The sequence below is a fragment of the Rhizobiales bacterium NRL2 genome (assembly GCA_001664005.1).
Classification (GTDB): domain Bacteria; phylum Pseudomonadota; class Alphaproteobacteria; order Minwuiales; family Minwuiaceae; genus Minwuia.
Window position 1 is genome coordinate 1,598,872 of record CP016093.1, and the last position, 20,784, is coordinate 1,619,655.

18 protein-coding genes are annotated in these 20,784 nt (G+C 67.8%); 7 read left to right on the top strand and 11 right to left on the bottom strand.

Features of this window, described 5'->3' with window-relative positions; translation table 11 throughout:
- Positions 1–76 precede the first annotated feature (76 nt).
- The 3 genes from TEF_07435 to TEF_07445 all read right to left on the bottom strand — a co-directional run bounded on the left by TEF_07435 (position 77) and on the right by TEF_07445 (position 3,494).
- Entirely contained in the window at positions 77–799 is a 723-nt protein-coding gene (locus TEF_07435; protein ANK80648.1) for a beta-ketoacyl-ACP reductase, read from the bottom strand.
- A 106-nt stretch (positions 800–905) separates the two neighbouring features.
- On the bottom strand, positions 906–2,081 hold the full coding sequence (locus TEF_07440; GenBank protein ANK80649.1) for an acetyl-CoA acetyltransferase: 1,176 nt from the start codon (positions 2,079–2,081) through the stop codon (positions 906–908).
- Between the two features lie 174 nt (positions 2,082–2,255).
- Positions 2,256–3,494, bottom strand: a complete 1,239-nt coding sequence (locus tag TEF_07445; GenBank protein ID ANK80650.1) for a hypothetical protein — start codon at positions 3,492–3,494, stop codon at positions 2,256–2,258.
- A gap of 269 nt (positions 3,495–3,763) precedes the next feature.
- On the opposite strand from TEF_07445, the gene TEF_07450 reads away from it, so the two are divergent.
- From TEF_07450 to TEF_07460, 3 genes are all read left to right on the top strand, one after another.
- Positions 3,764–4,360: a polyhydroxyalkanoate synthesis repressor PhaR gene (locus tag TEF_07450; GenBank protein ANK83339.1), complete on the top strand. Its 597-nt coding sequence runs from the start codon at positions 3,764–3,766 to the stop codon at positions 4,358–4,360.
- A 117-nt stretch (positions 4,361–4,477) separates the two neighbouring features.
- Positions 4,478–6,097, top strand: a complete 1,620-nt coding sequence (locus tag TEF_07455; GenBank protein ANK80651.1) for a fumarate hydratase — start codon at positions 4,478–4,480, stop codon at positions 6,095–6,097.
- Positions 6,098–6,299: 202 nt separating this feature from the next.
- Positions 6,300–7,991 carry a glutamate synthase gene (locus tag TEF_07460; GenBank protein ANK80652.1) on the top strand — a complete coding sequence of 564 codons (1,692 nt, stop codon included), beginning with the start codon at positions 6,300–6,302 and terminating at the stop codon, positions 7,989–7,991.
- A gap of 3 nt (positions 7,992–7,994) precedes the next feature.
- On the opposite strand, the gene TEF_07465 is transcribed toward TEF_07460, so the two are convergent.
- Positions 7,995–8,900, bottom strand: coding sequence for a hypothetical protein (locus TEF_07465; GenBank protein ID ANK80653.1), 906 nt, complete (start codon positions 8,898–8,900; stop codon positions 7,995–7,997).
- A gap of 145 nt (positions 8,901–9,045) precedes the next feature.
- Between TEF_07465 and TEF_07470 the strand changes: the two genes are divergently transcribed.
- Complete coding sequence (locus TEF_07470; GenBank protein ID ANK80654.1) at positions 9,046–9,273, top strand: hypothetical protein; 228 nt, start codon at positions 9,046–9,048, stop codon at positions 9,271–9,273.
- 146 nt (positions 9,274–9,419) lie between these two features.
- Here the strand turns inward: TEF_07470 and TEF_07475 are convergent, their stop codons facing one another.
- A complete protein-coding gene (locus TEF_07475; protein ID ANK80655.1) occupies positions 9,420–10,787 on the bottom strand; it encodes a methylenetetrahydrofolate--tRNA-(uracil(54)-C(5))-methyltransferase (FADH(2)-oxidizing) TrmFO in 1,368 nt (455 codons plus the stop codon).
- 95 nt (positions 10,788–10,882) lie between these two features.
- Between TEF_07475 and TEF_07480 the strand changes: the two genes are divergently transcribed.
- The gene (locus tag TEF_07480) at positions 10,883–11,824 is read left to right on the top strand and encodes a hypothetical protein (protein ANK80656.1); all 942 of its coding nucleotides are present in this window, start codon (positions 10,883–10,885) and stop codon (positions 11,822–11,824) included.
- Here TEF_07480 and TEF_07485 read toward each other — a convergent pair.
- On the bottom strand, positions 11,814–14,447 hold the full coding sequence (locus tag TEF_07485) for a hypothetical protein (GenBank protein ID ANK80657.1): 2,634 nt from the start codon (positions 14,445–14,447) through the stop codon (positions 11,814–11,816). The genes TEF_07480 and TEF_07485 overlap by 11 nt on opposite strands.
- Positions 14,448–14,597: 150 nt before the next feature.
- Here TEF_07485 and TEF_07490 point away from each other — a divergent pair, with 150 nt between their 5' ends.
- Positions 14,598–15,044 (top strand): hypothetical protein, encoded by a 447-nt coding sequence (locus TEF_07490; protein ANK80658.1) that lies wholly within the window; start codon positions 14,598–14,600, stop codon positions 15,042–15,044.
- A gap of 1 nt (position 15,045) precedes the next feature.
- Here TEF_07490 and TEF_07495 read toward each other — a convergent pair whose 3' ends face one another.
- Genes TEF_07495 through TEF_07505 form a run of 3 tightly spaced genes read right to left on the bottom strand, consistent with a single transcriptional unit; the run spans position 15,046 to position 16,681 of the window.
- Positions 15,046–15,396 (bottom strand): nitrile hydratase accessory protein, encoded by a 351-nt coding sequence (locus TEF_07495; GenBank protein ANK80659.1) that lies wholly within the window; start codon positions 15,394–15,396, stop codon positions 15,046–15,048.
- Positions 15,393–16,055, bottom strand: coding sequence for a nitrile hydratase subunit beta (locus tag TEF_07500; protein ANK80660.1), 663 nt, complete (start codon positions 16,053–16,055; stop codon positions 15,393–15,395). The genes TEF_07495 and TEF_07500 overlap by 4 nt, the downstream gene beginning before the upstream one ends.
- A complete protein-coding gene (locus TEF_07505; protein ANK80661.1) occupies positions 16,052–16,681 on the bottom strand; it encodes a nitrile hydratase subunit alpha in 630 nt (209 codons plus the stop codon). The genes TEF_07500 and TEF_07505 overlap by 4 nt, the downstream gene beginning before the upstream one ends.
- 124 nt (positions 16,682–16,805) lie before the next feature.
- Here TEF_07505 and TEF_07510 point away from each other — a divergent pair, with 124 nt between their 5' ends.
- Positions 16,806–17,393 (top strand): hypothetical protein, encoded by a 588-nt coding sequence (locus TEF_07510; protein ANK80662.1) that lies wholly within the window; start codon positions 16,806–16,808, stop codon positions 17,391–17,393.
- A 108-nt stretch (positions 17,394–17,501) separates the two neighbouring features.
- Here the strand turns inward: TEF_07510 and TEF_07515 are convergent, their stop codons facing one another.
- Positions 17,502–19,100 carry a methylmalonyl-CoA carboxyltransferase gene (locus TEF_07515; protein ID ANK83340.1) on the bottom strand — a complete coding sequence of 533 codons (1,599 nt, stop codon included), beginning with the start codon at positions 19,098–19,100 and terminating at the stop codon, positions 17,502–17,504.
- A complete protein-coding gene (locus TEF_07520) occupies positions 19,093–20,775 on the bottom strand; it encodes a hypothetical protein (GenBank protein ID ANK80663.1) in 1,683 nt (560 codons plus the stop codon). Before TEF_07520 ends, TEF_07515 begins: the two co-directional genes overlap by 8 nt.
- Positions 20,776–20,784 lie beyond the last annotated feature (9 nt).

Genomic DNA, 20,784 nt, shown 5'->3' on the forward strand with positions numbered 1-20,784 from the left:
AATCACGGCGCCACGAAAAGGGCCGCCGCCCGCTGCCGGACGACGGCCCGTTCGGGTTCGTGCTGACGCCGGCGCGTCAGTACATGTGCTGGCCGCCGTTGATGGACATGGTCGAGCCGGTCACGAAGGCGGCGTCGTCGCCCACCAGGAACAGCACGCCGCGGGCGATCTCGTTGGCCTGGCCCAGGCGCCCGATCGGGATCTTGGCGACGATCTTCTCCAGCACGTTGGCCGGCACCGCGGCCACCATGTCGGTGTCGATATAGCCCGGCGCGATGGCGTTCACGGTGATGTTGAAGCGCGCGCCTTCCTGCGCCAGGGCCTTGGTGAAGCCGTGGATGCCGGACTTGGCGGCGGCGTAGTTCACCTGGCCGTACTGGCCGGCCTGGCCGTTGATGGAGCCGATGTTGACGATGCGGCCGAAGCCCCGCTCTTTCATACCGGCGAAACAGGCCTTGGCCATGTTGAAGCAGCCGCCCAGATTGGTGTCGACCACCGCCTGCCAGTCTTCGTGGCTCATGCGCATCAGCGTGCCGTCGCGGGTGATGCCGGCGTTGTTGACCAGCACGTCGATCGGGCCGAGGTCTTCGGCGATCTGGGCGCAGGCCTGCTGGCAGCCATCGTGGTCGGCGACGTCGAACTTGTAGGAGGCGATGCCTGTTTCCTCGGTGAACGCCTTTGCGCGCGCCTCGTTGCCGGCGTAGTTCGCCGCGACCTTGTAGCCCGCGTCGCGAAGTGTTTCGGAGATGGCGCGCCCGATGCCGCGGGTGCCGCCGGTGACGATTGCCACTCGTGCCATGATCGTTTCCTCTGGGGAGTTTCTTTTCTGGGGAGGTTGGGGGAGGGTGCCGTTGCGGCGGTCCCGCCCGGCCAGAGCCGGGCGGATGGGGAGCCCGCCGCGTGGACTAGTAGCGCTCGACGCACATGGCGATGCCCATGCCGCCGCCGATGCACAGCGTCGCGAGGCCCTTCTTGGCGTCGCGCTTCTGCATCTCGAACAGCAGCGTGTTCAGCACCCGCGCGCCTGAGGCGCCGATGGGATGACCGATGGCGATGGCGCCGCCATTGACGTTCAGCTTCTCGGGATCGAAGCCGAGGTCCTTGCCGACCGCGCAGGCCTGGGCGGCGAAGGCTTCGTTGGCCTCGATCAGGTCCAGGTCGTCGACCGTCCAGCCGGCCTTCTCCAGCGCGCGGCGCGTCGCCGGGATCGGCCCGACACCCATGATCGCCGGATCGACGCCGGCCTGGGCCCAGGAGACGATGCGGGCCAGAGGCTCGATGCCGCGGCGATTCGCTTCCTCTTCGGTCATCATCAGCACCGCGGCGGCGCCGTCATTGATGCCCGACGCGTTGCCGGCGGTCACCGAGCCATCCTTGGCGAAGGCCGGGCGCAGCTTCTGCAGGCTTTCGAGCGTCGCACCGTGGCGGATGTACTCGTCGTCCTCGACCACGGTCTCGCCCTTCCGGCCCTTGACGGTGACCGGGACGATCTCGTCCCTGAAGCGGCCGGCCTTCTGGGCGGTCTCGGCCCGCTGCTGGGAGCGCAGTGCGAACTCGTCCTGCGTCTCGCGGGTGATCTGCCACTTCTCGGCGACGTTCTCGGCGGTGTTGCCCATGTGGTAGCCGTTGAAGGCGTCCCACAGGCCGTCCTTCAGCATGGTGTCGACGAACTTCAGGTCGCCCATCTTCTGGCCGTTGCGCAGATAGGCCGCGTGCGGCGCCTGGGACATGCTCTCCTGTCCGCCTGCCACGACCACCGAGCTGTCGCCGTTCTTGATCGCCTGCCAGCCCAGCGCAACCGTGCGCAGGCCGGAGCCGCACAGCATGTTGACGCCCCAGGCAGGGCTTTCCTGCGGCACGCCGGCATTGATGGAGGCCTGGCGGGCCGGGTTCTGGCCCTGACCGGCGGACAGGATCTGGCCCATGATGACTTCCGACACCTCGGCCGGATCGACGGCGGCGCGGTCCAGCACGCCCTTGATCGCGGTGGTGCCCAGATCGTGCGCAGGCACCGAGCCGAAGGCGCCGTTGAAGGAGCCCACCGGCGTACGCGCGGCGGATGCTATTACGATTTCGGTCATTGGTTTCCTCCCGGGATCGGAACGTCCGAGCGACGCCAAACCGCGGCAGGCGATTTTGCATCGCAGCAAATTGGATATTGCGCTGCCGCGATGATGCGCTTCCGCGACGTCACAGTAAACAGGCCCTTGATTCGTGCTTCAATGTGTCGCGAAAAATGCTGCACTGCAGCATCATCATTCCACTGCCGCCAGCCACTGCTCCAGCGGCCGCCAGAGGGCGGTCTCCGCATGGCGTCCGACGACCATGCCGATATGGCCGGCGGGCAGCCGGAGCGTGGTCGCGCGGGGCAGCAGCGCCGCCAGCGCGGCGGCCGAGGCCGGCGGCACGATGCGGTCCTTTTCCGGGATGGCGACGAAGGCCGGGGCGGCGATGCGCGCCGGGTCGATGACCACGCCGTCGATCAGCCAGTGGCCAGTGGCGGCGCGGTTCTGTCCGAACCATCCGTTCAGGGTTTCCTCTGCGACGCGGGCGGTCAGGGGCACGCCGTCGTTCAGCCAGTCTTCCAGGGCGACGAAGCGGCGGGCTTCGGGGCTGTCCATGTCCAGCCGGCTGAAGGCCTCGAACTTGCGCTGCGCCAGGTTGGGGTCCAGGGCGGCGAAAAAGCTCTGCAGCAGATCCACGGGCATTTCGCCGAAGGCTTCCAGCACCGGCCGCCAGAAGCCGGCCGAGCCGGCGTAGACCTTCGCCTGCGGCGACAGGCTGGCGTGGAAGTCCCAGGGCGCGGCCAGCAGGCCGAGCGCGGAAACCCGGTCCGGGTAGAGCTGGGCCGCGGCCGCCGACAGTGTGCCCCCCATACAATAGCCCACAAGCGGCGCCGGTCCCCCGGCCATCGCCGCCACATGCGCCAGGGCGTCGGCCAGCGGTCCGGTGACATAGTCGGCGGTGCCGTAGCCGCGCACCGGACCGGCCGGCGCGCCCCAGTCCATCAGCAGCGGCCGCACCCGGCCCCGGCCGGCGAGCCAGCGCATCAGGCTGGCGCCCTCGTCCAGGTCCAGCACATGGGCCCGGTTGACCAGCGAGGGCGCGAACAGCACCGGACGGCCGCCGCCGCCGAAGTCGAGCAGCCGCGCTGATCCCTGTTCCCATGCGGCCGGCGGCTCGGTCACGCGGCGCGCATAGCCGTGGTTCTGGTAGAGTTCGATCCCCCGCAGCGTGGCCGACAGACGCTCCTGAACCTGCTGCATGACGGCCAGCGTCAGGTCCGTCTCATCGCTTCGGGCGATCTCCGCCGCCAGGGCGTCGGCTTCGGCGGCGAGCGCCGGATGCCACCGGATCAGTCCCCGCCGCGCCAGCGGCAGGGCCGCCGCCGCCCCCGTCAGCGACATCGCCGCCGACATCAGGTGCAGGCCGAGAGGCCTGGGCGAGATGCGGCGGATCGCCGGCGGCTGGGTTGTCGTCTCCGGGGGTGTCATCACTCAGCCGTTCGATCCATTCCCGCGCGGCCCGGCCGATGGCGGGTTCGGCGTTCATCTGCGCGAGCTGTTCCTGCCAGAGCCGGATGAAGCGGACGGCCAGGCGGTCGATGGCGGGCCTTTCGCCAATGCTCATGACGGCACTCTAGTCCCCGCACGGGGTGCGGCCAAGCCGCCCCATCGACTGTGCACTGCGCAAACTTCTTGCGCGTTGCAGCAATTGGGCGCGATAGTGAAGTTTCATGCAGAACTGGTTTCCGCGGGGTTTCATGGCCAAACGCGAGCGTAAAGACGACGGTCCGGTGACGATCAAGAAGTACGCGAACCGGCGTCTCTACAACACGTCGACGTCGTCCTATGTCACGCTCGACCATCTGGCGGAGATGGTGCGCGACGATGTGGATTTCGTCGTCTACGACGCGAAGTCCGGCGAAGACATCACCCGTTCGGTGCTCGCCCAGATCATCTTCGAGGCCGAGGGCAAGGGACAGAGCGTGCTGCCGGTCAACTTCCTGCGTCAGCTCATCAGCTTCTACGGCGACAGCCTGCAGAACGTGCTGCCCGGCTATCTGGAGATGTCGATGGAAGCCTTCGCCCGCAATCGCGAGCAGATGAAGGACCAGTTCGGCGGCGCGCTGGAAATGCCGATCAAGCAGTTCGAGGAAGCGGCGCGGCGCAACATGGAACTCTACGAACAGACGATGGCGATGTTCAATCCGTTCGCCGGCGTCGCGCGCGGGGGCGGCAAGTCCACTGGCGCCGAGGAATCGGGGAACGCCGGCGAGGACGACATCGGCCGGCTCAAGGGCCAGCTCGACGAAATGCAGCGCCAGCTCGACCAGCTCATCAAGACCCGCAAGGACTGAGCCCCCGCCGACCGGGCCCGCGCGCGGGCATCTGGGGGGCTGCCACGGGCGGCCTTTTGTGGTCTTCTATGGCCGGGACCGGGGGCCGTCCGCGACGGCCGATCGAGGGGGATCGTCATGACCGAATATCAGCCGCTGTTTCCGCTGGGCGCGGACACCACCGAATACCGCAAGCTCGACGTCGACGGGGTGAAGACCGAAACCCTCGGCGGCCGCAGCTTCACCGTGATCGAACCGCTTGCGATCAGCCATCTGGCCGAAACCGCCTTCGCCGACATCAGCCATCTGTTCCGCAAGGGGCACCTGGAGCAGCTCCGCTCCATTCTGGATGATCCCGAGGCGTCGGCGAACGACCGGTTCGTCGCCCTGGAGCTTCTGAAGAACGCCAACATCTCGGCCGCGATGGAGTATCCCTCCTGCCAGGACACGGGCACGGCGATCATCTCCGGCAAGAAGGGCCAGTACGTGCTGGTGGAGGGCGACGACGGCGCCGCGCTCTCCGAGGGCGTGCAGCGCACCTGGGCCAGCCGCAACCTGCGCTACAGCCAGATGGCGCCGCTGTCGATGTTCGAGGAGAAGAACACCGGCTCCAACCTGCCGGCCCAGATCGACATCGAAGCGGTGGGCGGCGACGCCTACAAGTTCCTGTTCGTCGCCAAGGGCGGCGGTTCGGCCAACAAGACCTTCCTCTTTCAGCAGACGCGGCGCGTGCTCGATCCGGAGCGGCTGATGGTGTTCTTCGCCGAGGAACTGCCCAAGCTCGGCACCGCCGCCTGCCCGCCCTACCACCTGGCGATCGTCATCGGCGGCATGTCGGCGGAGCAGACCCTGAAGACCGTCAAGATGGCCTCGACCAAGTACTATGACGAGCTGCCGACCGAAGGGTCGATGTCGGGTCACGCCTTCCGCGACATCGGCCTGGAGCAGGAGATCCACAAGCTGACCCAGAATCTGGGCATCGGCGCGCAGTTCGGCGGCAAGTATTTCTGCCACGACGTCCGCGTCATCCGCCTGCCGCGTCACGGCGCCTCGCTGCCGATCGGCATCGGCGTGTCCTGTTCGGCCGACCGTCAGGCCAAGGCCAAGATCACCGGCGAAGGCGTGTTCATGGAGGCGCTGGTGCGCGACCCCTCCGTCTATCTGCCGGAGAAGGAGATCGACATGGGCGACGCCGTCCGCATCGATCTCAACCTGCCCATGAACGAGATCCGTTCGATCCTGACCCGGCTGCCGGTCGAGACGCCGGTGCTGCTCTCGGGCACCATGATCGTGGCGCGCGACATCGTGCATGCCGAGCTGTCGAAGCGCGTGGCCCAGGGGGGCGAACTGCCCGACTACATCAAGAACCATCCGGTCTATTACGCCGGTCCGGCGAAGACCCCGGAAGGCCGCGCCTCCGGCGCCTTCGGTCCGACCACGGCCGCGCGCATGGACCCCTATGTGGCCGAGTTCCAGGCGCTGGGGGGCTCCATGGTCTCCATCGCCAAGGGCAACCGCTCCAAGCAGGTGGTGAATTCCTGCAAGCAGCATGGCGGCTTCTATCTCGGCTCCATCGGCGGCGCCGCCGCGCGTGTCGGCCAGGACGAGATCACCAATGTCGAGGTGCTCGATTTCGAGGAACTGGGCATGGAAGCGGTCTGGAAGATCGACGTGCAGAACTTCCCGGCCTTCGTGGTGATCGACGACAAGGGCAACGATTTCTTCGACTTCAACCGCAAGCGCGAGTCCGACGCCTGAGTCGCGAACCGGCCGCCTGAGCCGGGGCGTCGAGCAGTCCGTGCCGTTCAGTCACGGCCATCATTTCGGCGGGCTGGTCTGGCTTGCCGTGCTCTTCGGCCTGACGCTGCTGGACTACGCCTTCCGCACGCCCTCCGGCATTTCGTGAGGCCGGCCCGGACGATCCGCCGCATGGGGTCCCGCGCCGCAGCCCTCAAATGGCATGTCATGCCGCCGATCGTTGTGTGCAGGAGGCCGCATGACCCGTGACGTTCTGAAGCGCTACAGCCTGTTCATCGCCGGCCTTGTTCTTACCGCCCTGTTTGCAGTGCTGGGCTGGCTTGTCAGCCCGTGGTTCCTGACCGGGCTGATTGTCGCTGCGCCGCTCGCCGCGCTGGGCGTGCGCGACTGGCGGCAGACGCGCTGGACGCTGACGCGCAACTATCCCGTCGCGGCGCGTATCCGCTGGCTGGCGCTGCGCCTCCGGCCCTATCTCAGGGCCTACATCGTCGAAGGCGACCGGGAGGGAAAGCCCTTCGATCTGCGTGCACGGAACCTTGTTCACGCTCGTGCGCGGGGCTTCAATGACACCATTCCCTTCGGCACCGAACTGGACATGGCGTCGGGGGAATATGAATGGCTCGGCCATTCCATGGAACCGGCGAACGATCCGGACCCGGATCCCCGCATCCTGATCGGCGGCCCGCAGTGCGAGCGGACCTACGACGCCTCCGTCTTCAACCTCTCGGCGATGAGCTTCGGTTCCCTGTCGGGCAACGCCATCGAGGCGCTGAACCTGGGTGCGGCGAAGGGCGGCTTCTATCACGACACCGGGGAAGGCGGCATCAGCCCCTACCATCTGAAGTATGGCGGCGATCTCGTCTGGGAACTGGGCACCGGCTATTTCGGCTGCCATGACGGCGAAGGGAATTTCGATCCTGCGCTTTTCGCGGAGAAGGCGCGGAAGGACCAGGTGAAGATGGTCGAGATCAAGCTGAGCCAGGGCGCCAAGCCGGGCCATGGGGGCATGCTGCCGGGCGCAAAGGTGACCGAGGAGATCGCGAAGACCCGCGGTGTGCCGGTCGGTGAAACGGTGATCTCGCCGCGCAGTCACCCGGCCTTCTCGACCCCGGTGGAACTGCTGGAGTTCGCCGCCCGGCTGCGTGATCTCTCCGGCGGCAAGCCCGTTGGCGTCAAGCTCTGCGTCGGCCAGATTCATGAAGTCCTGGCGGTCATGAAGGCGATGCTGAAGACCGGCATCCTGCTGGATTTCATCGTCGTCGACGGTGGCGAGGGCGGTACCGGCGCCGCGCCGAAGGAGCTCTCCGACAGGGTCGGCATGCCGCTCACCGACGGGCTGGTGACCGTACGCAACGCACTGGTCGGCACGGGCCTGCGCGATCATGTGAGCCTCGCCGCCAGCGGCAAGGTCTTTTCCGGCGCGGGGCTGGCGCGCAACTTCGCCATCGGCGCGGACTGGTGCAATGCGGCCCGCGCCTTCATGTTCTCCATCGGCTGCATCCAGGCGCAACGCTGTCACCTCGATACATGTCCGACGGGCGTCACGACGCAGGACAAGGGCCGCCAGCGCGGCCTCGTCGTCGATGTTCAGGGTCCGCGCGCGGCACGGTTCCACGCCAAGACCGTGGAGGCGCTGACCGAGATTCTGGGCGCCGCCGGCCTGACCCATCCGCGCGAACTGAAGCCGCATCACCTGGTCCACCGCATCGGCGAGAGCGACGCCGCATCGATCGATCAGGTCCACGACTTCCTGGCGCTGAACGCGCTGATCGACGCGCCGGAGGAGACGATCTACGCGGACTGGTGGGAGGCTGCCTCGGCGGACAGCTTCAGGGCGCAGATCCCGCTGGATCCGGAGGGTTCCCGCGCGCCGATGAAGGCTGCCGCCGACTGACTGCTATTCCGCGGCCTCGGCCAGCAGCCAGTTGCGGAAGGCGCTGATCCGCGGCTGGTCGGACTTCTCCGGTGTGGTGACGAACCAGTACGACATGGTCAGTGGCTGCTCGGTCTCGAACAGCGGCACCAGCCGCCCGTCGGCGATGTCCTGGGCCGCGATGGAACGGCGCGCAAGAACGATGCCGACGCCATCGATCGCCGCCTGCAGGGCGTGGTCGGCGAAGGAGAAATGCGGGCCCCGGCGCCAGTCCACGATCTCGTCCACGCCCGCGGCGGTCAGCCAGGCCTGCCAGTCCGGCGTCATCGGGTCGAAGCGCAGCGAATCGTCGTGCACCAGCGGCAGACGCGCCAGGTCCGCCGGCGTTTTGATCGGGCCTTCCTGCTCCAGCAAAGCCGGGCTCGCCGCAGGCAGGATGGTATCGTCAAGGATCTTCCAGACCTTCTGGCCCGGATAGATGCCGCGGCCGAAGCGGATGGAACAGTCGATGTGATCGCGGCGGAAATCCGCCATCTCCACGCTCGCCGAGATTCTGACGTCGTAGTCGGGATAGGCGCGGTTGAAACGGTCGAGGCGCGGGATCAGCCACTTCACGGCGAAGGACGGCACCGTCGAGACGGCGATGACATTGGTATCGTCCGGCCCTTCGATCGCCGACAGCGCCTCTACCATCTGGTCGAAGGCGGCCGACAGGCCGGGCATCAGCCGCCGGCCCCGGTCCGTCAGCTCGACGGAGCGGTTCAGGCGCGCGAACAGCTCCACGCCCAGATGGTCTTCCAGGGTGCGGACCTGGTGACCGACGGCGGCAGGCGTCACCGCCAGCTCTTCCGCCGCGGCCTTGAAACTTTCGTGGCGGGCTGCGGCCTCGAAGGCGCGCAGCGCGTTGAGCGGCGGCAGGCGTCTCTTCATCGGTCCCTGATATACTATTGGTATGTCGAGCGTGGAGAATATGTCGTTTGCTGCGCTGCGGTAAAGCACCATTTCACCGTTCAACGGAGATCAGATCGATTTCCACCCGGGCAAAAAAGCCTTTGCCGAACGAAGGAGTTGAACGATGACTGTCCAGAGCTACGACATCCGCCATGGTGACGCCGGCTTCTTCGCCCGTCTGGGCGAGCGCGTCGCTGCCGTCGTCGAGCGCATCGGCGATTTCTATGCCGAGGAAGGCCGCCTCCGCCAGCTCATGGCGCTGGACGACCGCACCCTGAAGGACATCGGCCTGAGCCGTGCGGAGCTCACTTCCGTCGCCCGCCACCCGCTCGACAAGACGCGGGCCCGCTAGAGTGCTCACAATGCTTCGTGAAAACACACAATCCTGTCGCCCTTGGACTTGATCCAAGGGCTCAGCGGACTGAAGGACTGGGTCCTGGGGTCAAGCCCCAGGACTTCAAATAATTCAGTATCTTCGCGGATTGACCGAGTGCTTGACTACTCGGCGGCGACCGTCTCGCCGCCGAGCCAGCCGGCCAGGGCAGCCAGCGCCCGGTCGGAATAGGCCTTGCGCTTCCGCCGCTGCTTGTCGCGGCCCCGGAAACGCTCGCCGAGTTCGGGGAAGAGGCCGAAATTCACGTTCATCGGCTGGAAGGTCCGCGCGTCGGCGCCGCCGGTAATGTGGCTGTGCAGGGCTCCCATGGCCGTCTCCGCAGGCGGCGGGTCGATCAATTCGCCCCGGGCCTCGGCGGCGGCCAGCCGTCCGGCCAGCAGCCCGATCGCGGCGCTTTCCACATAGCCTTCGACGCCGGTGATCTGGCCGGCGAAGCGCAGGCGCGGTTCCGCCTTCAGGCGCAGTTGCGGGTCCAGCAGGCGCGGGCTGTTGATGAAGGTGTTGCGGTGCAGACCGCCGAAGCGCGCGAACTGTGCGTTCTCCAGCCCCGGGATCATCCGGAAGACCCGGCCCTGCTCGCCGTATTTCAGCTTCGTCTGGAAGCCGACGATGTTGTAGAGCGTACCCAGCGCGTTGTCCTGGCGGAGCTGGACGACGGCGTGGGGCGATTGCCCCGTGCGCGGGTCCGTCAGCCCGACCGGTTTCATCGGGCCGAAGCGCAGCGTCTCCCGCCCGCGTGCGGCCATGACCTCGATCGGCAGGCAGCCCTCGAAATAGGGCGTCGATTTCTCCCAGTCGCGGAATTCGGTCTTGTCGCCCTCCAGGATCGCATCGAGGAAGGCGTTGTACTGTTCCTCGTTCAGCGGGCAGTTGACGTAGTCGGCGGTGCCGCCGCCCGGTCCGGGCTTGTCGTAGCGCGACTGGAGCCAGGCGATGTCGAAGTCGATCGACTCCCGGGTCACGATGGGCGCGATGGCGTCGAAGAAGGCCAGCGCGTCCTCGTCGGTGAGCGACAGGATCGCCTCGCTGAGCGCCGGCGAGGTCAGCGGTCCCGTCGCGATGATGACGCTGCGCCATTCGGCCGGCGGCAGGCCCGGCACTTCGCCGCGCTCTATCGTCACCAGCGGTTCCGCCTCGATTGCCGCCTGTACCGCGCCGGAGAAACCGTCGCGGTCGACCGCCAGCGCGCCGCCGGCGGGCAGCTTGTGGCTGTCCGCGGCGGTCATGATCAGGGAATCCGCGCGCCGCATCTCCTCGTGCAGCAGGCCGACGGCGTTCTGTTCGGCATCGTCGGAGCGGAAGGAATTGGAGCACACCAGCTCGGCCAGGCCATCGGTCTGATGGGCGTCGGTGCGGCGCTCCGGGCGCATCTCGTGCAGCACGACGGGCCAGCCGGCGCGCGCGATCTGCCAGGCCGCCTCGGAGCCGGCCAGGCCCCCGCCGACAACGTGGATTGGGTCGCGATCTGTCATGCGCCCCGAAATAGTGCGAAGCGGCCCGCCGCACAAGCGAATGACAGCGCCGCCGCGCGCGCTATAACGCGGAGACGCATGAGGGGAGGGGCCGCATGGGCGCCGTCATCGAGATCGTCCTGCCGGTCTTCGCGCTGATCGCGATCGGCTACGCGCTGGGCCGTTCGCCGTTGCTGGCGGGAGAGGCCGGCATCAAGGCGCTGACCAATTTCGTCTTCTACGCGGCCATTCCGGCGCTGCTGTTCCGGCTGTTCGGCCGCGGCCTGCCCGAGCAGGGGATCGAATGGTCGATCGTGCTGGGCTATTTCGCCGCCGTGCTGACGCTGTTCGCGCTGACCATGGCCATGGGCCGCTTCGTCTTCGCCAACGACAAGCCGGAACTCGGTCTGGCGGGCATGTCGGCGGTCTTCTCGAACACCGTGCTGATGGGCATTCCGCTGATCTACACCGCCTTCGGCGAGGCGGGGATGCTGCCGCTGCTGATGATCGTCACCTTCCACCCGATGATCCTGATCCCGCTGGCGACGCTGCTGGTCGAGGCGCTGCGCGGCGAAGGCGAGGTAAATCCGGGCCGCATCCTGCTCAACGCGTTCCGCAGCCTGGCGGTCCATCCGGTCATCCTGGGCATGGTCGCCGGCATCGCCTTCGGCTTCACCGGCTGGACCCTGCCGTCGGTCCTCGACCGGCTGATCGACATGCTCTCCGCGGCGGCGACGCCGGCCGCGCTCTGCGCCCTCGGCGCATCGCTGACGCAGTTCTCCCTCGCCGGCGACCTGAAGGAGAGCCTGACCCTGGTGGCGCTGAAGCTGGCGGCGCTGCCGCTGCTGGTATGGTTCTTCACCGCCATCGTCTTCCAGAACGACCCGCTCTGGGTCGCCGTGGCGACGATCAACGCCGGCATGCCGGCGGGGGTGAACGTCTTCCTGCTGGCGCGATATTACGGCATCTACACCCAGCGTTCGGCCTCGGCGATCCTGCTCGGCACCGGTCTGTCGCTGTTCACGATCTCGGCACTGATGGCCATCTTCACCCGCTGAGGCGCGCCAGGGCGGCCTGGAAGTTCGCGATCTGCTTCTGGATTTGCGCCGGCGGCCGCTCCAGCAGGGCCTCGCGTCGACGCTTGGCCAGCGGGTCCTCGTTGCTTGCGGTCAGGCTGTCGAACGCCTTCTCGATCTGTTTCAGGGCGAAGCCCATATGGTCGCGTGCGTCCGCAGCTGCCTCGAAGTCCAGCAAGTTGACGAACTTGCCGAAGCCGAGGGCGAAGACGTCGTCGCGTTCCTTCATCTTCGGCCCGAAGATGTCGGTTTCCTTCAGGCCGAGGCCCGGCAGGGCGTCGAATCCCTCCGAACCGCCGCGCAGCGAGATCTTGGAGTCGCTCCGCGCATTGACCCTGAGATATTCGTGGTCGCCCTCGCGCTTGACCTCGACCAGGCCGTCGCGGCCGAGCACGCGGTTCATCTGAAAGGCGACCCAGCGGATCGAATCGTCGGCCTCGATATCGATACGGCGCAGCGGACCGTCGTCGACCGCCATGGAGAAGGACATGCCCGGCCTGACCGCGCTGGTCGAGGTCACGGTCAGCGAACCGATATCGCCGATATTGCCGTGCCCGAGGCCGAGGCGGGTCAGGGCGGAATCGCCTTTCTCGTCGATCACGATGGCGTTGGAATCCACGCGGCCGTTGATGCCGGAGTAGGTCTTCGTGGTCTGCGGCGCGCCATTGGCGTCCATGCGGCTGATGAAGCCGTCGCGGCTGCCGACCAGGTTGTTGCCGTCCAGATCGCCTTCCGTCTCGCCGGTGACGTAGATCTCGCCGGTGGATGCAATGGCGAGACCGCGGATACGGTCGGCCTCGGCAGTGCCCAGATAGGCGCCGAAATCCATGCTCCCGCTGGCTTCGTCGAGCCGGGCCACGAAGCCGTCGGCGCCGCCCGAATGGGTCAGGCGGCCGTCGGTCCCCGCACCGGTGAAAGTGCTGTCCGTGGTGTCGCCGGCGACGAAGATCTTGCCGGCCCCGTCGACTTCGATGGCGGAGATGCGGGTGGTCTCGCCGGCTCCGCCGACAGTGATGGTTCGCGTCGGCCCGGCGGCGAGGTCATTGACGTCATAGACGTTGACGACGCCCTGGCCGTCGTCGTTGACCGCGACATAGGCGAGGCCGTTCGCCACCCGGACCGCGCTGGCCGTCTCGCTGCCGGCATCGCCGAACTGGATCTGGTCGAGCACCGCGCCGTTGCCGGCCGAAAGCCGCTGGACATAGGCGTCCTGCCCGCCCTGGTGGGTCTGGCCGGAAAGGGCGCCGGCGCTGGCGCCCGCCACGACGACATTGCCGTCGGCGTCGAAGTCGACCGCGAAGGCCGCGTCGACCGCCTGCGGGCCCGTGTGGCGGGTCCACTGCGCTTCGCCGCCCGAGTCGTAGAGGGTCACGAAGCTGTTGATGCCGTTGTCGGGGGAGGCTTCGGTCAGGGGCTTGTTGGCGCGGCCTGAAATGGCGACCGAGCCATCGTCGGAGACGGCCAGGCCATAGCCTTCGGCGGTGTCGGTCGAGCCGACGAGCCGCCGCCAGACCTCGTTGCCGGCGGCGTCGTAGCGGGTCAGGAAAACGTCCTTCTCGCCGCCGACGACCTGCCCGCCGATGTCGCCGGAGGTGGTGCCCAGCACGAACAGCTCGCCATTGGGACCGAGAGCGGACGCGGCGATCTGGGAGACACCGTCCTCGACCTCGGTCTTGGCGTCGAAGGCCTGGGTCATCGCACCGTCGAGCTCGGTGAACTTGCGCACGCTGCCCTTGGCGAACTCGCCATTGCCGGAGGTGCCCGCAACATAGACCGCCGCGTCGCCGTCGACCGGGGTCAGCACGACCTCCTCCAGGATGGAGCGCGTGACCTTCAGGCCGAATTTTCCTTCCCCATCGCCATAGGTGAAGAACCGCGTCGTCACCCCGGCGGCTTCCAGTTGCGTATTGATGTGCTCGGAGATGTTGCCGAGCGTCTTCGAGGCGCCGATGTCCGCCAGGTCGATGGCGATGTCGAAGACGGAGCCGTCGCTCTTGGTGACGTTGATGTTGAAGCGCGTATTCGAATCCAGACCCGGAACCGCGTCGCCGACGCTGCTCATCAGCCGCCGACCCTCGTACTCCGAGGACGAGCGGGGGATGCGCGCGTCCGTCTCGGCCTTCGTCTCGAGCGGCCCGGCGATGAGCTTCACGCCCGACAGCTGGGACTTGGCGACGAAATCGAAGATCTCGCTCTCGTAGCGCTCGAACTGCTTCTGGAGCTGGCCGCGCACCAGGTCGGCGCGCTTGTCCTCTGCGGCGAAGGCCGCCAGGGCCTGCATCTTCTTCATCCCCTTCCACATCCGGAAGAGGTTCTCCTGGGTCTTGGTCAGGTCGGAGCGCAGGCCCTCCCCGGTGCCTGCGAAAAGGTTGTTCCGCGACAGGTGCTCGCCCAGTTCGTCCGGCAGATCGAGCAGGCCCGCCGGCTTGTCCCACGGGGCGATGACGTCCGGGCCGCGGCTGCCGGCGGCGGTCGGCGCGACGCCGCGAGCGACCGCGTTCTGCGCCAGCTTGGCGTTGAACGCGCCCTGCAGCAGCGAGCTGTCGATCGAGAACAGCGTGATTGTCCGCGTCTGACTGTCGTTTCCGCCGAATATGCCGACCATGGCCCTTTTCCGGGAGGGAGTTCTCCACCTGTCATTGGGCGCGGCGAGCGCTTAAGGATCGATTAACGCAGGCCGGTTCAGCAGCTGTTAACGGCTTCCGGGCTACACTTTTCCGATGAACCTGAAACAGCCGGATCTCGGGCGGAAACGATGAAGAAACTGATCATTTTCGGTGCGCTCGGCCTGCTGCTGGCCGGCGGCGGCGGTGCGGCCTTCATGATGATGTCGGGCGGCGAGTCGCCCGCCCAGGCGGAGACGGCGGCCATCACGCCGCCGTCGGAGCCCATCTACCTGCGCATGGAGGGTCTGACGGCGCCGATCATCCGCGCGAACCGAATCCGCCACTACATCTTCCTGAACGTGACCATGGAGATGGCGAGCAGCACCGCACGCGATGAGGCCATGACGCTGAAACCGCGATTGCATGACGCCTTCCTGCGGGAGTTCTACGGCCGCTCGGTGACCGACAAGGACGGCTCGGGCCGCATCGACTTCGAATCGGTGAAGAACCGCCTGGTCAAGCAGGCCAACGAGGTGCTGGGCGAAGGGCAGGTGATCGACGTGCTGGTCACGCGCGCCATGCGCGGCGCGGGCTAGGTCAGCCGCGTTTCAGCTCGACCGGCCGCCCGTGAGGCGTGGCGAGATAGGCCTGCCGCCAGGCGTCCCTGCGTTCGTCCAGTTGCGCTGCGCCGGCGAGTCCCTTTTCGGCGCAGAGCCGCTCCAGCGCCGCCAGCCAGTGCCGGTAATAGGTGTCGCCCCGGTCGGCGTCGCCGGCAGTCCTGGCGCGGTCGATCTCCGCCGACAGCGTCGCCGCCCACTCCGCCCAGGTGAAATGACCCTGCTCGTGCAGCCGCACGGTGAGCGCGAAGGCTTCCGCCTCCCAGGGTTCGGCGAAGACGGGGCCGTCGGCGTCGCGCGGCAGGCCGGGCAGGTCCGCGGGCGCGCTCATGCCGTCTCCAGGTGCGGTTCCCAGAGGTCCACCATGACCGCGCCGCCGAAGGCGTCCGGACCCCAGATTTCCTTCGCGTCGAAGCGGACGGTGTAGAGATGCTCGCCCCGGCGCTCGCCATGCGCGTTGGCGTCGGCGAAGACATGGCCGCCATGGTGCAGCACGACCTCGCCGACATGGCCGCGGACGTATCGCGGTGAGCGGGTGTGGCCCGCCGGGTTGATGTTCAGCGCCCGGACCCTGTCGCCAATGGCGAAGGCGGCGGGCCGCCCGGCGTCCAGCGACGCGGGGCCGCCCTTGTCGAAGACCCGGTCCACCGTGCCGGCCTTCAGGAGGCGGTACTCGTCCCGCGCAACCTTCCGCTCCGGGCGGCCGCTGGTCAGTTCCGCTTCGGTGATCAGGCCCTTCTCGACCATCTGCCGGCCGACGGCGTCGAGCCATTTCTCGTAATAGCCGGCGCGGAGGTAGTCGGCGGGGTTCATGCGCTCGCGGGCGTGACGGGCCTCGTCGATGGACCACTCGCCCAGGAAACCGGCGGCAAGCGTCAGGGCGAAGACGCGCCGCTCCCAGGGCTCGTGAAACAGGGGCTCCTCCGCCTCCGGCTCCGGCGCGATGGGCCCGAAGCCCTGCATCCCGCCCATGTCATGGACGCCGTTCATCGCCCCGCCTCTGGGCTTCGCGCCTTCTCGACGCCGATCATGGAGTTCCGCGTGACCAGTTTCTCAAGTTCGTCCGTCCCCCAGCCCTCGGCGCCGGCGGGCCGCTCGGGGATGACGAGATAGCGGACTTCCGAAGTGGAATCCCAGACGTCGATCTCGACGTCGTCGGCCAGTTCCGTTCCGAACTCGGCCAGCACGCCGCGCGGATCGATCACGGCGCGGCTGCGGTAGGGCGATGACTTGTACCAGGCCGGCGGCAGGCCGAGCACCGGCCACGGATAGCAGGAGCAGAGCGTGCAGACGACGAGGTTGTGGCGCTTGGGGCCGTTCCAGACGGCGACCATGTGTTCGCCCTGGCGGCCGGTGAAACCCATCGAGGAAATCGCCGCCGTGGCGTCGTCCCGCAGGGCGTCGGCGAAGGCCGGATCGGTCCAGGCGCGGGCGACGACCTTCGCGCCATTGCGCGGTCCGACGCGGTGCTCGTAGCGCTCGATGATTTCCTCGAGCGCCTGCGGGTCGACAAGTCCCTTCTCGACCAGCAGCGATTCCAGCGCCTTCGTGCGCAGCGCCAGATCGTGCGGCGGATCGGTATGGTCGTCGTCGTGGTGGTGGCCGTCATGCGCCATGGTGGTCTCCCCATCGGACCTGATCGGGACAAGCTTGCCATGCGGCGCCGCCGCTGTCAGCGTCCCGGTCGGTTGCCCGGACAGGTTATACTGGCGGCCTTGCCAGTCTTGAAGGAGCGGCGCGATGGACATTCTCGACCTCTGGCCAAGACTTCGGCGCGACTGGCGCGGTCCGGTCGCCGCACTTGCCGGTGCGGTGCTGGTGCTGGTCTTCGCCGCCCCGGGACTGGGTTTCCTGCTGGCCGTGTTGCTGGCCGGCGCGCTCGCCATGGGGCGCGATCCGGTGCGCGCTGCGCCAGACAGTCCAGCGGCGGTGCTCGCGCCCGTGGACGGGCGGGTGACGGCGGTGGAGCGCGCGGCCCCGCCGGCGTCCATGGGATTTGGCGAGGATGCCCGGCTTTGCGTGACCGTGGCGAGGGGCCCGCTGGATTCGGCGGCGCTGCGCCAGCCGGCGGACGGGTCAGTCCGCCGCGCGGGCGAGTTCGGCTGCATCATCTCCAACGAGGGGCAGGCGGATGTCGGGTTGCTGCTGGCGCCGGCGCAGTGGTCCATGCTGACGCGCCTGCGCACCGGTCGCGTGGGCGCCGCCGGCGACAGCCTGGGCGCGATGGGCCCGTTGGGTCAGGTGAAGGTCTATCTGGAGCCCGGCGTCGAAATCGCGGTCCGCCGCGGCCAGACCGTCATCGCGGGCGAGACGGCGCTGACGCGGTAGGCGGTGAAGCGGCACCGGATTCCTCGGGCTCGACCCGAGGATCCGTGAACCGGAAACGCCACGCCCACAGGCCCTCGGATCAGGTCCGAGGGCATCAGCCGACCGTCCTCACGGTCGCATCCACATCCTAGCCCGGCCCGGCCGGAGGGTCGGCGCGACCATGTTGGTGAACTCGCAGAGCAGCGGCCGCGTCTCGCGGGGATCGACCATTTCCTCGATGGCGAAGGTCTCCGCGGTCCGGAAGGGGCTGCGCAGCTTTTCCAGCCGTTCGTTGATCTCGGCCAGCTTGGCGTCCTCGTCCTCGGCCGCGTCCAGCTCGGCGCGGTAGGCCGCCTCGATGCCGCCGGACAGCGGCAGCGAACCCCACCGGGCCGACAGCCAGGCGAAGCGGTAGTGGAAGCGGCTGGAGGGCGCATGCGCACCGCCGGCGACGCCGAAGGCGCTGCGGACGATCACCGAGCACCAGGGCGTGGTCGTCTGTTCGATGGCCGCCATGGCGCGGACGCCGAGGCGGATGGTGGCGTTGCGCTCGGCCTCCAGGCCGACCTGGAAACCGGGACAATCGCAGAGATAGACCACCGGCAGGTGGAAGGTCTCCGCCAGGTCCACCATGCGTATGACCTTCTGGCAGGCGTCGGAGGTCCAGACGCCGCCGTAATGGAACGGGTCGGAAGCCAGCAGGACGACCGGCCAGCCGTCGAAACGGGCCAGTCCGGCGATCACGGAGCGGCCGAACAGCGGCGCGATCTCGAAGAAGCTGTTCTGATCCGCCACCAGCTCGATGATCTTCCGCATCTTGTAGACCTTGCGGATGTCGCGCGGCACGAGGGAGAACAGCTTCTCCTCGCGGCGGTCGACCGGATCGGCGCATTCGGTCCTGGGTGGCAGCTCGTCAATGGAGTTCGGCATGTAGGACAGGAACTGCCGGGCCTGCTCGAAGGCGTCCTCCTCGTCGTCGGCCGCGTTGTCGACGCCGCCCGCCGGGAGCTGGATCTGCCAGCCGCCGAGCTCCTGCTTGGTCAGGTCCTCGCCGATACCCTTCACCACCGGGGGACCGGCGACGAACATGGCCGACTGCTCCTTGACCATGACCGAGAAATGGGTCGCGGCCAGCCGAGCGGCGCCCAGCCCCGCGACCGAGCCGAGACCCAGGCCGACGGTCGGGATCTCGCCCATGTTGATCATGAGCTGCTCGGAGCCGAAGGACTGGCCCTGGCCGCCGGGCAGGTTGGCGTGGCCCTTGGTCTCGATGGTTTTCACCGAGCCGCCGCCGCCCGAACCCTCGATCAGGCGGATGATCGGGATGCGCAGGTCGCGCGCCATCTCTTCCGGATAGAGCGCCTTCGACTTGTTGGTCGCGTCGGCCGAACCACCGCGCACGGTGAAGTCGTCGCCCGAGATCACGACGGGACGGCCGTTCACCTGGCCGCGGCCCATGACCGAGTTGTTGGGCAGCAGATGCACCAGACGGCCGTTCTCGTCGTACTGGCCGACGCCCGTCAGGCGGCCGATCTCCCGGAAGCTGCCGGGGTCGAGCAGTTTCCCGATGCGCTCCCGGACCGTCAGCCGGCCGCCGGCGTGCTGGCGGGCCACCTTGTCGGGACCGCCCATGCCGCCGGTCATCTCCTCGCGGAGATGGAGTTCGTCGAGTTCCGGCGTCCAGTCCTTCGGCGCCGGCTTGTTGTCGGGGTTCGTCGTGTCAGGCATGTCCACCACGCAGCAGGTTTCCAGGAAGGGGACCGTTCGGGTCCACGGCGTCGGCATTGTCCTGCCGGATTAGGGTGCCGTTGACAATCACGGCGTCGATGCCGTCGGCCTCCGAGATCAGCCGGTCGGCGCCGGCCGGGAAATCCCAGACACGCTGGACGGGTCCGCAGCCCACGGTCTCGGGATCGAAGATCACGATGTCCGCGGGCCGGCCTTCGGCCAGTGTGCCCCGGTCGGTGATGCCGAAGACCTCGGCCGGGCGGCTGGTCAGCATGCGCACGGCTTCCTCGATGGAGAAGACCTTCTTCTCCCGCACCCAGCGGCCGAGCAGGTGCGTCGGCAGGCAGGCGTCGCAGAGCTGGCTGGCGTGCGCCCCGGCGTCGGAGAGGCCGATCACCGTGTTGCCGTCCTTCAGCAGCGGCTCGACCTCGTCCTCGAAATGGTTCGCCACCGGCATGCGGAAGCGCGCCTCCAGGTCGGTCGCCAGCGAGATGTCGAGCATGAAATCGGTCGGATGCTTGCCGGCCTGGGCGGCGGCATCCGCCAGGGTCATCTCCGCCAGCTCGGGATGGCCCGGGACGTCGGCGATGATGGTCATGTCGAAGCTGCGCTGGAAGCCGGGACGGATATTGCCCGACAGCTTGTGGCGGAACGCGTCGCGGAAGTCGGCATCGGCGTAGAGGCGCTTCTTCTCGTCGAAGCTGGCGCCGCGCACCGGCTTGAAGACCGAGACAGGCTCGAAGATGAAGGGCGCCTTCATCTGGATCTCGAACATCAGGGCCCGCGGCGTGACCTGGGGCACGATGTCGAGGCCCTGTTTCTTCAGCTCCCGGGTGCGCTCGAGATGCTCTTCCGCCGTGCCGTCGGCGAGTTGCGTACCCGCCAGCATGGCGGTCCAGGTCACGGGGCGGCCCGTCTGGCGCGCAATCCGCTCGAATTCCGGGATGAACAGCTCACGGCCGATGGTGGCCTGCAGAATGCCCTTGTCCTTTTCGCCCAGCACGCCGGCCAGGGTCTCGATCTCATGCATGGAGGCGAGGCGGCTCGGCACCGGCCGGCCGGCATAGCCCGTATGGGTCACGGCCTTGGAAGTGGCGAAGCCGATGGCGCCGGCGTCCAACGCCTCCTCGACGAGGCGCTTCATTTCGGCCAGTTCGTCGGCGTTGGCTTCGCGTTCCGTCGCTTCCTCGCCCATGACGTAGAGCCGGAGCGGCGTGTGGCCGCAGAAGACGCTGATGTTGATGGCCGTGCCCAGCTTCTCCAGCGCATCAAGATACTCCGGAAAGCTCTCGAAGCCCCAGTCGCCCAGACCGCTTGTCAGCGCGGCCACGCTCATGCCCTCGACGTTCTCCAGCGTGCGCATGATCAGGTCGCGGTGCTCGCGCCGCGTCGGCGCAACGGCGAAGCCGCAATTGCCCATCACGGCCGTGGTGACGCCGTGCCAGGGCGAGATCGACAGCATCCGGTCCCAGACCACCTGCGCGTCGTAGTGGGTGTGGATGTCGACGAAGCCCGGCGCGACGACATGGCCCTTCGCGTCGATGGTGCGCTCGGCGTCGCCGTCGACCTTGCCCATGGCGACGATCCGGCCGTCCTTGACGCCGATATCGCCCTTCCAGCCCTTGGCGCCGGTGCCGTCGACGATGGTTCCGTTGGTGATCTTGAGATCGAGCATCTTCCGCCT

Excerpts from the sequence above, each read along its gene's own strand:
- TEF_07495 (ANK80659.1), bottom strand. The coding sequence starts at position 15,396 with ATGAGCGCGCCCGCGGACCTGCCCGGCCTGCCGCGCGACGCCGACGGC.
- TEF_07465 (ANK80653.1), bottom strand. The coding sequence starts at position 8,900 with ATGAAGAGACGCCTGCCGCCGCTCAACGCGCTGCGCGCCTTCGAGGCC.
- TEF_07510 (ANK80662.1), top strand. The coding sequence starts at position 16,806 with ATGGACATTCTCGACCTCTGGCCAAGACTTCGGCGCGACTGGCGCGGT.
- TEF_07520 (ANK80663.1), bottom strand. The coding sequence starts at position 20,775 with ATGCTCGATCTCAAGATCACCAACGGAACCATCGTCGACGGCACCGGC.
- TEF_07445 (ANK80650.1), bottom strand. The coding sequence starts at position 3,494 with ATGACACCCCCGGAGACGACAACCCAGCCGCCGGCGATCCGCCGCATC.
- TEF_07515 (ANK83340.1), bottom strand. The coding sequence starts at position 19,100 with ATGCCTGACACGACGAACCCCGACAACAAGCCGGCGCCGAAGGACTGG.
- TEF_07480 (ANK80656.1), top strand. The coding sequence starts at position 10,883 with ATGGGCGCCGTCATCGAGATCGTCCTGCCGGTCTTCGCGCTGATCGCG.
- TEF_07475 (ANK80655.1), bottom strand. The coding sequence starts at position 10,787 with ATGACAGATCGCGACCCAATCCACGTTGTCGGCGGGGGCCTGGCCGGC.
- TEF_07450 (ANK83339.1), top strand. The coding sequence starts at position 3,764 with ATGGCCAAACGCGAGCGTAAAGACGACGGTCCGGTGACGATCAAGAAG.
- TEF_07500 (ANK80660.1), bottom strand. The coding sequence starts at position 16,055 with ATGAACGGCGTCCATGACATGGGCGGGATGCAGGGCTTCGGGCCCATC.
- TEF_07505 (ANK80661.1), bottom strand. The coding sequence starts at position 16,681 with ATGGCGCATGACGGCCACCACCACGACGACGACCATACCGATCCGCCG.
- TEF_07470 (ANK80654.1), top strand. The coding sequence starts at position 9,046 with ATGACTGTCCAGAGCTACGACATCCGCCATGGTGACGCCGGCTTCTTC.
- TEF_07460 (ANK80652.1), top strand. The coding sequence starts at position 6,300 with ATGTCATGCCGCCGATCGTTGTGTGCAGGAGGCCGCATGACCCGTGAC.
- TEF_07435 (ANK80648.1), bottom strand. The coding sequence starts at position 799 with ATGGCACGAGTGGCAATCGTCACCGGCGGCACCCGCGGCATCGGGCGC.
- TEF_07455 (ANK80651.1), top strand. The coding sequence starts at position 4,478 with ATGACCGAATATCAGCCGCTGTTTCCGCTGGGCGCGGACACCACCGAA.
- TEF_07485 (ANK80657.1), bottom strand. The coding sequence starts at position 14,447 with ATGGTCGGCATATTCGGCGGAAACGACAGTCAGACGCGGACAATCACG.
- TEF_07490 (ANK80658.1), top strand. The coding sequence starts at position 14,598 with ATGAAGAAACTGATCATTTTCGGTGCGCTCGGCCTGCTGCTGGCCGGC.
- TEF_07440 (ANK80649.1), bottom strand. The coding sequence starts at position 2,081 with ATGACCGAAATCGTAATAGCATCCGCCGCGCGTACGCCGGTGGGCTCC.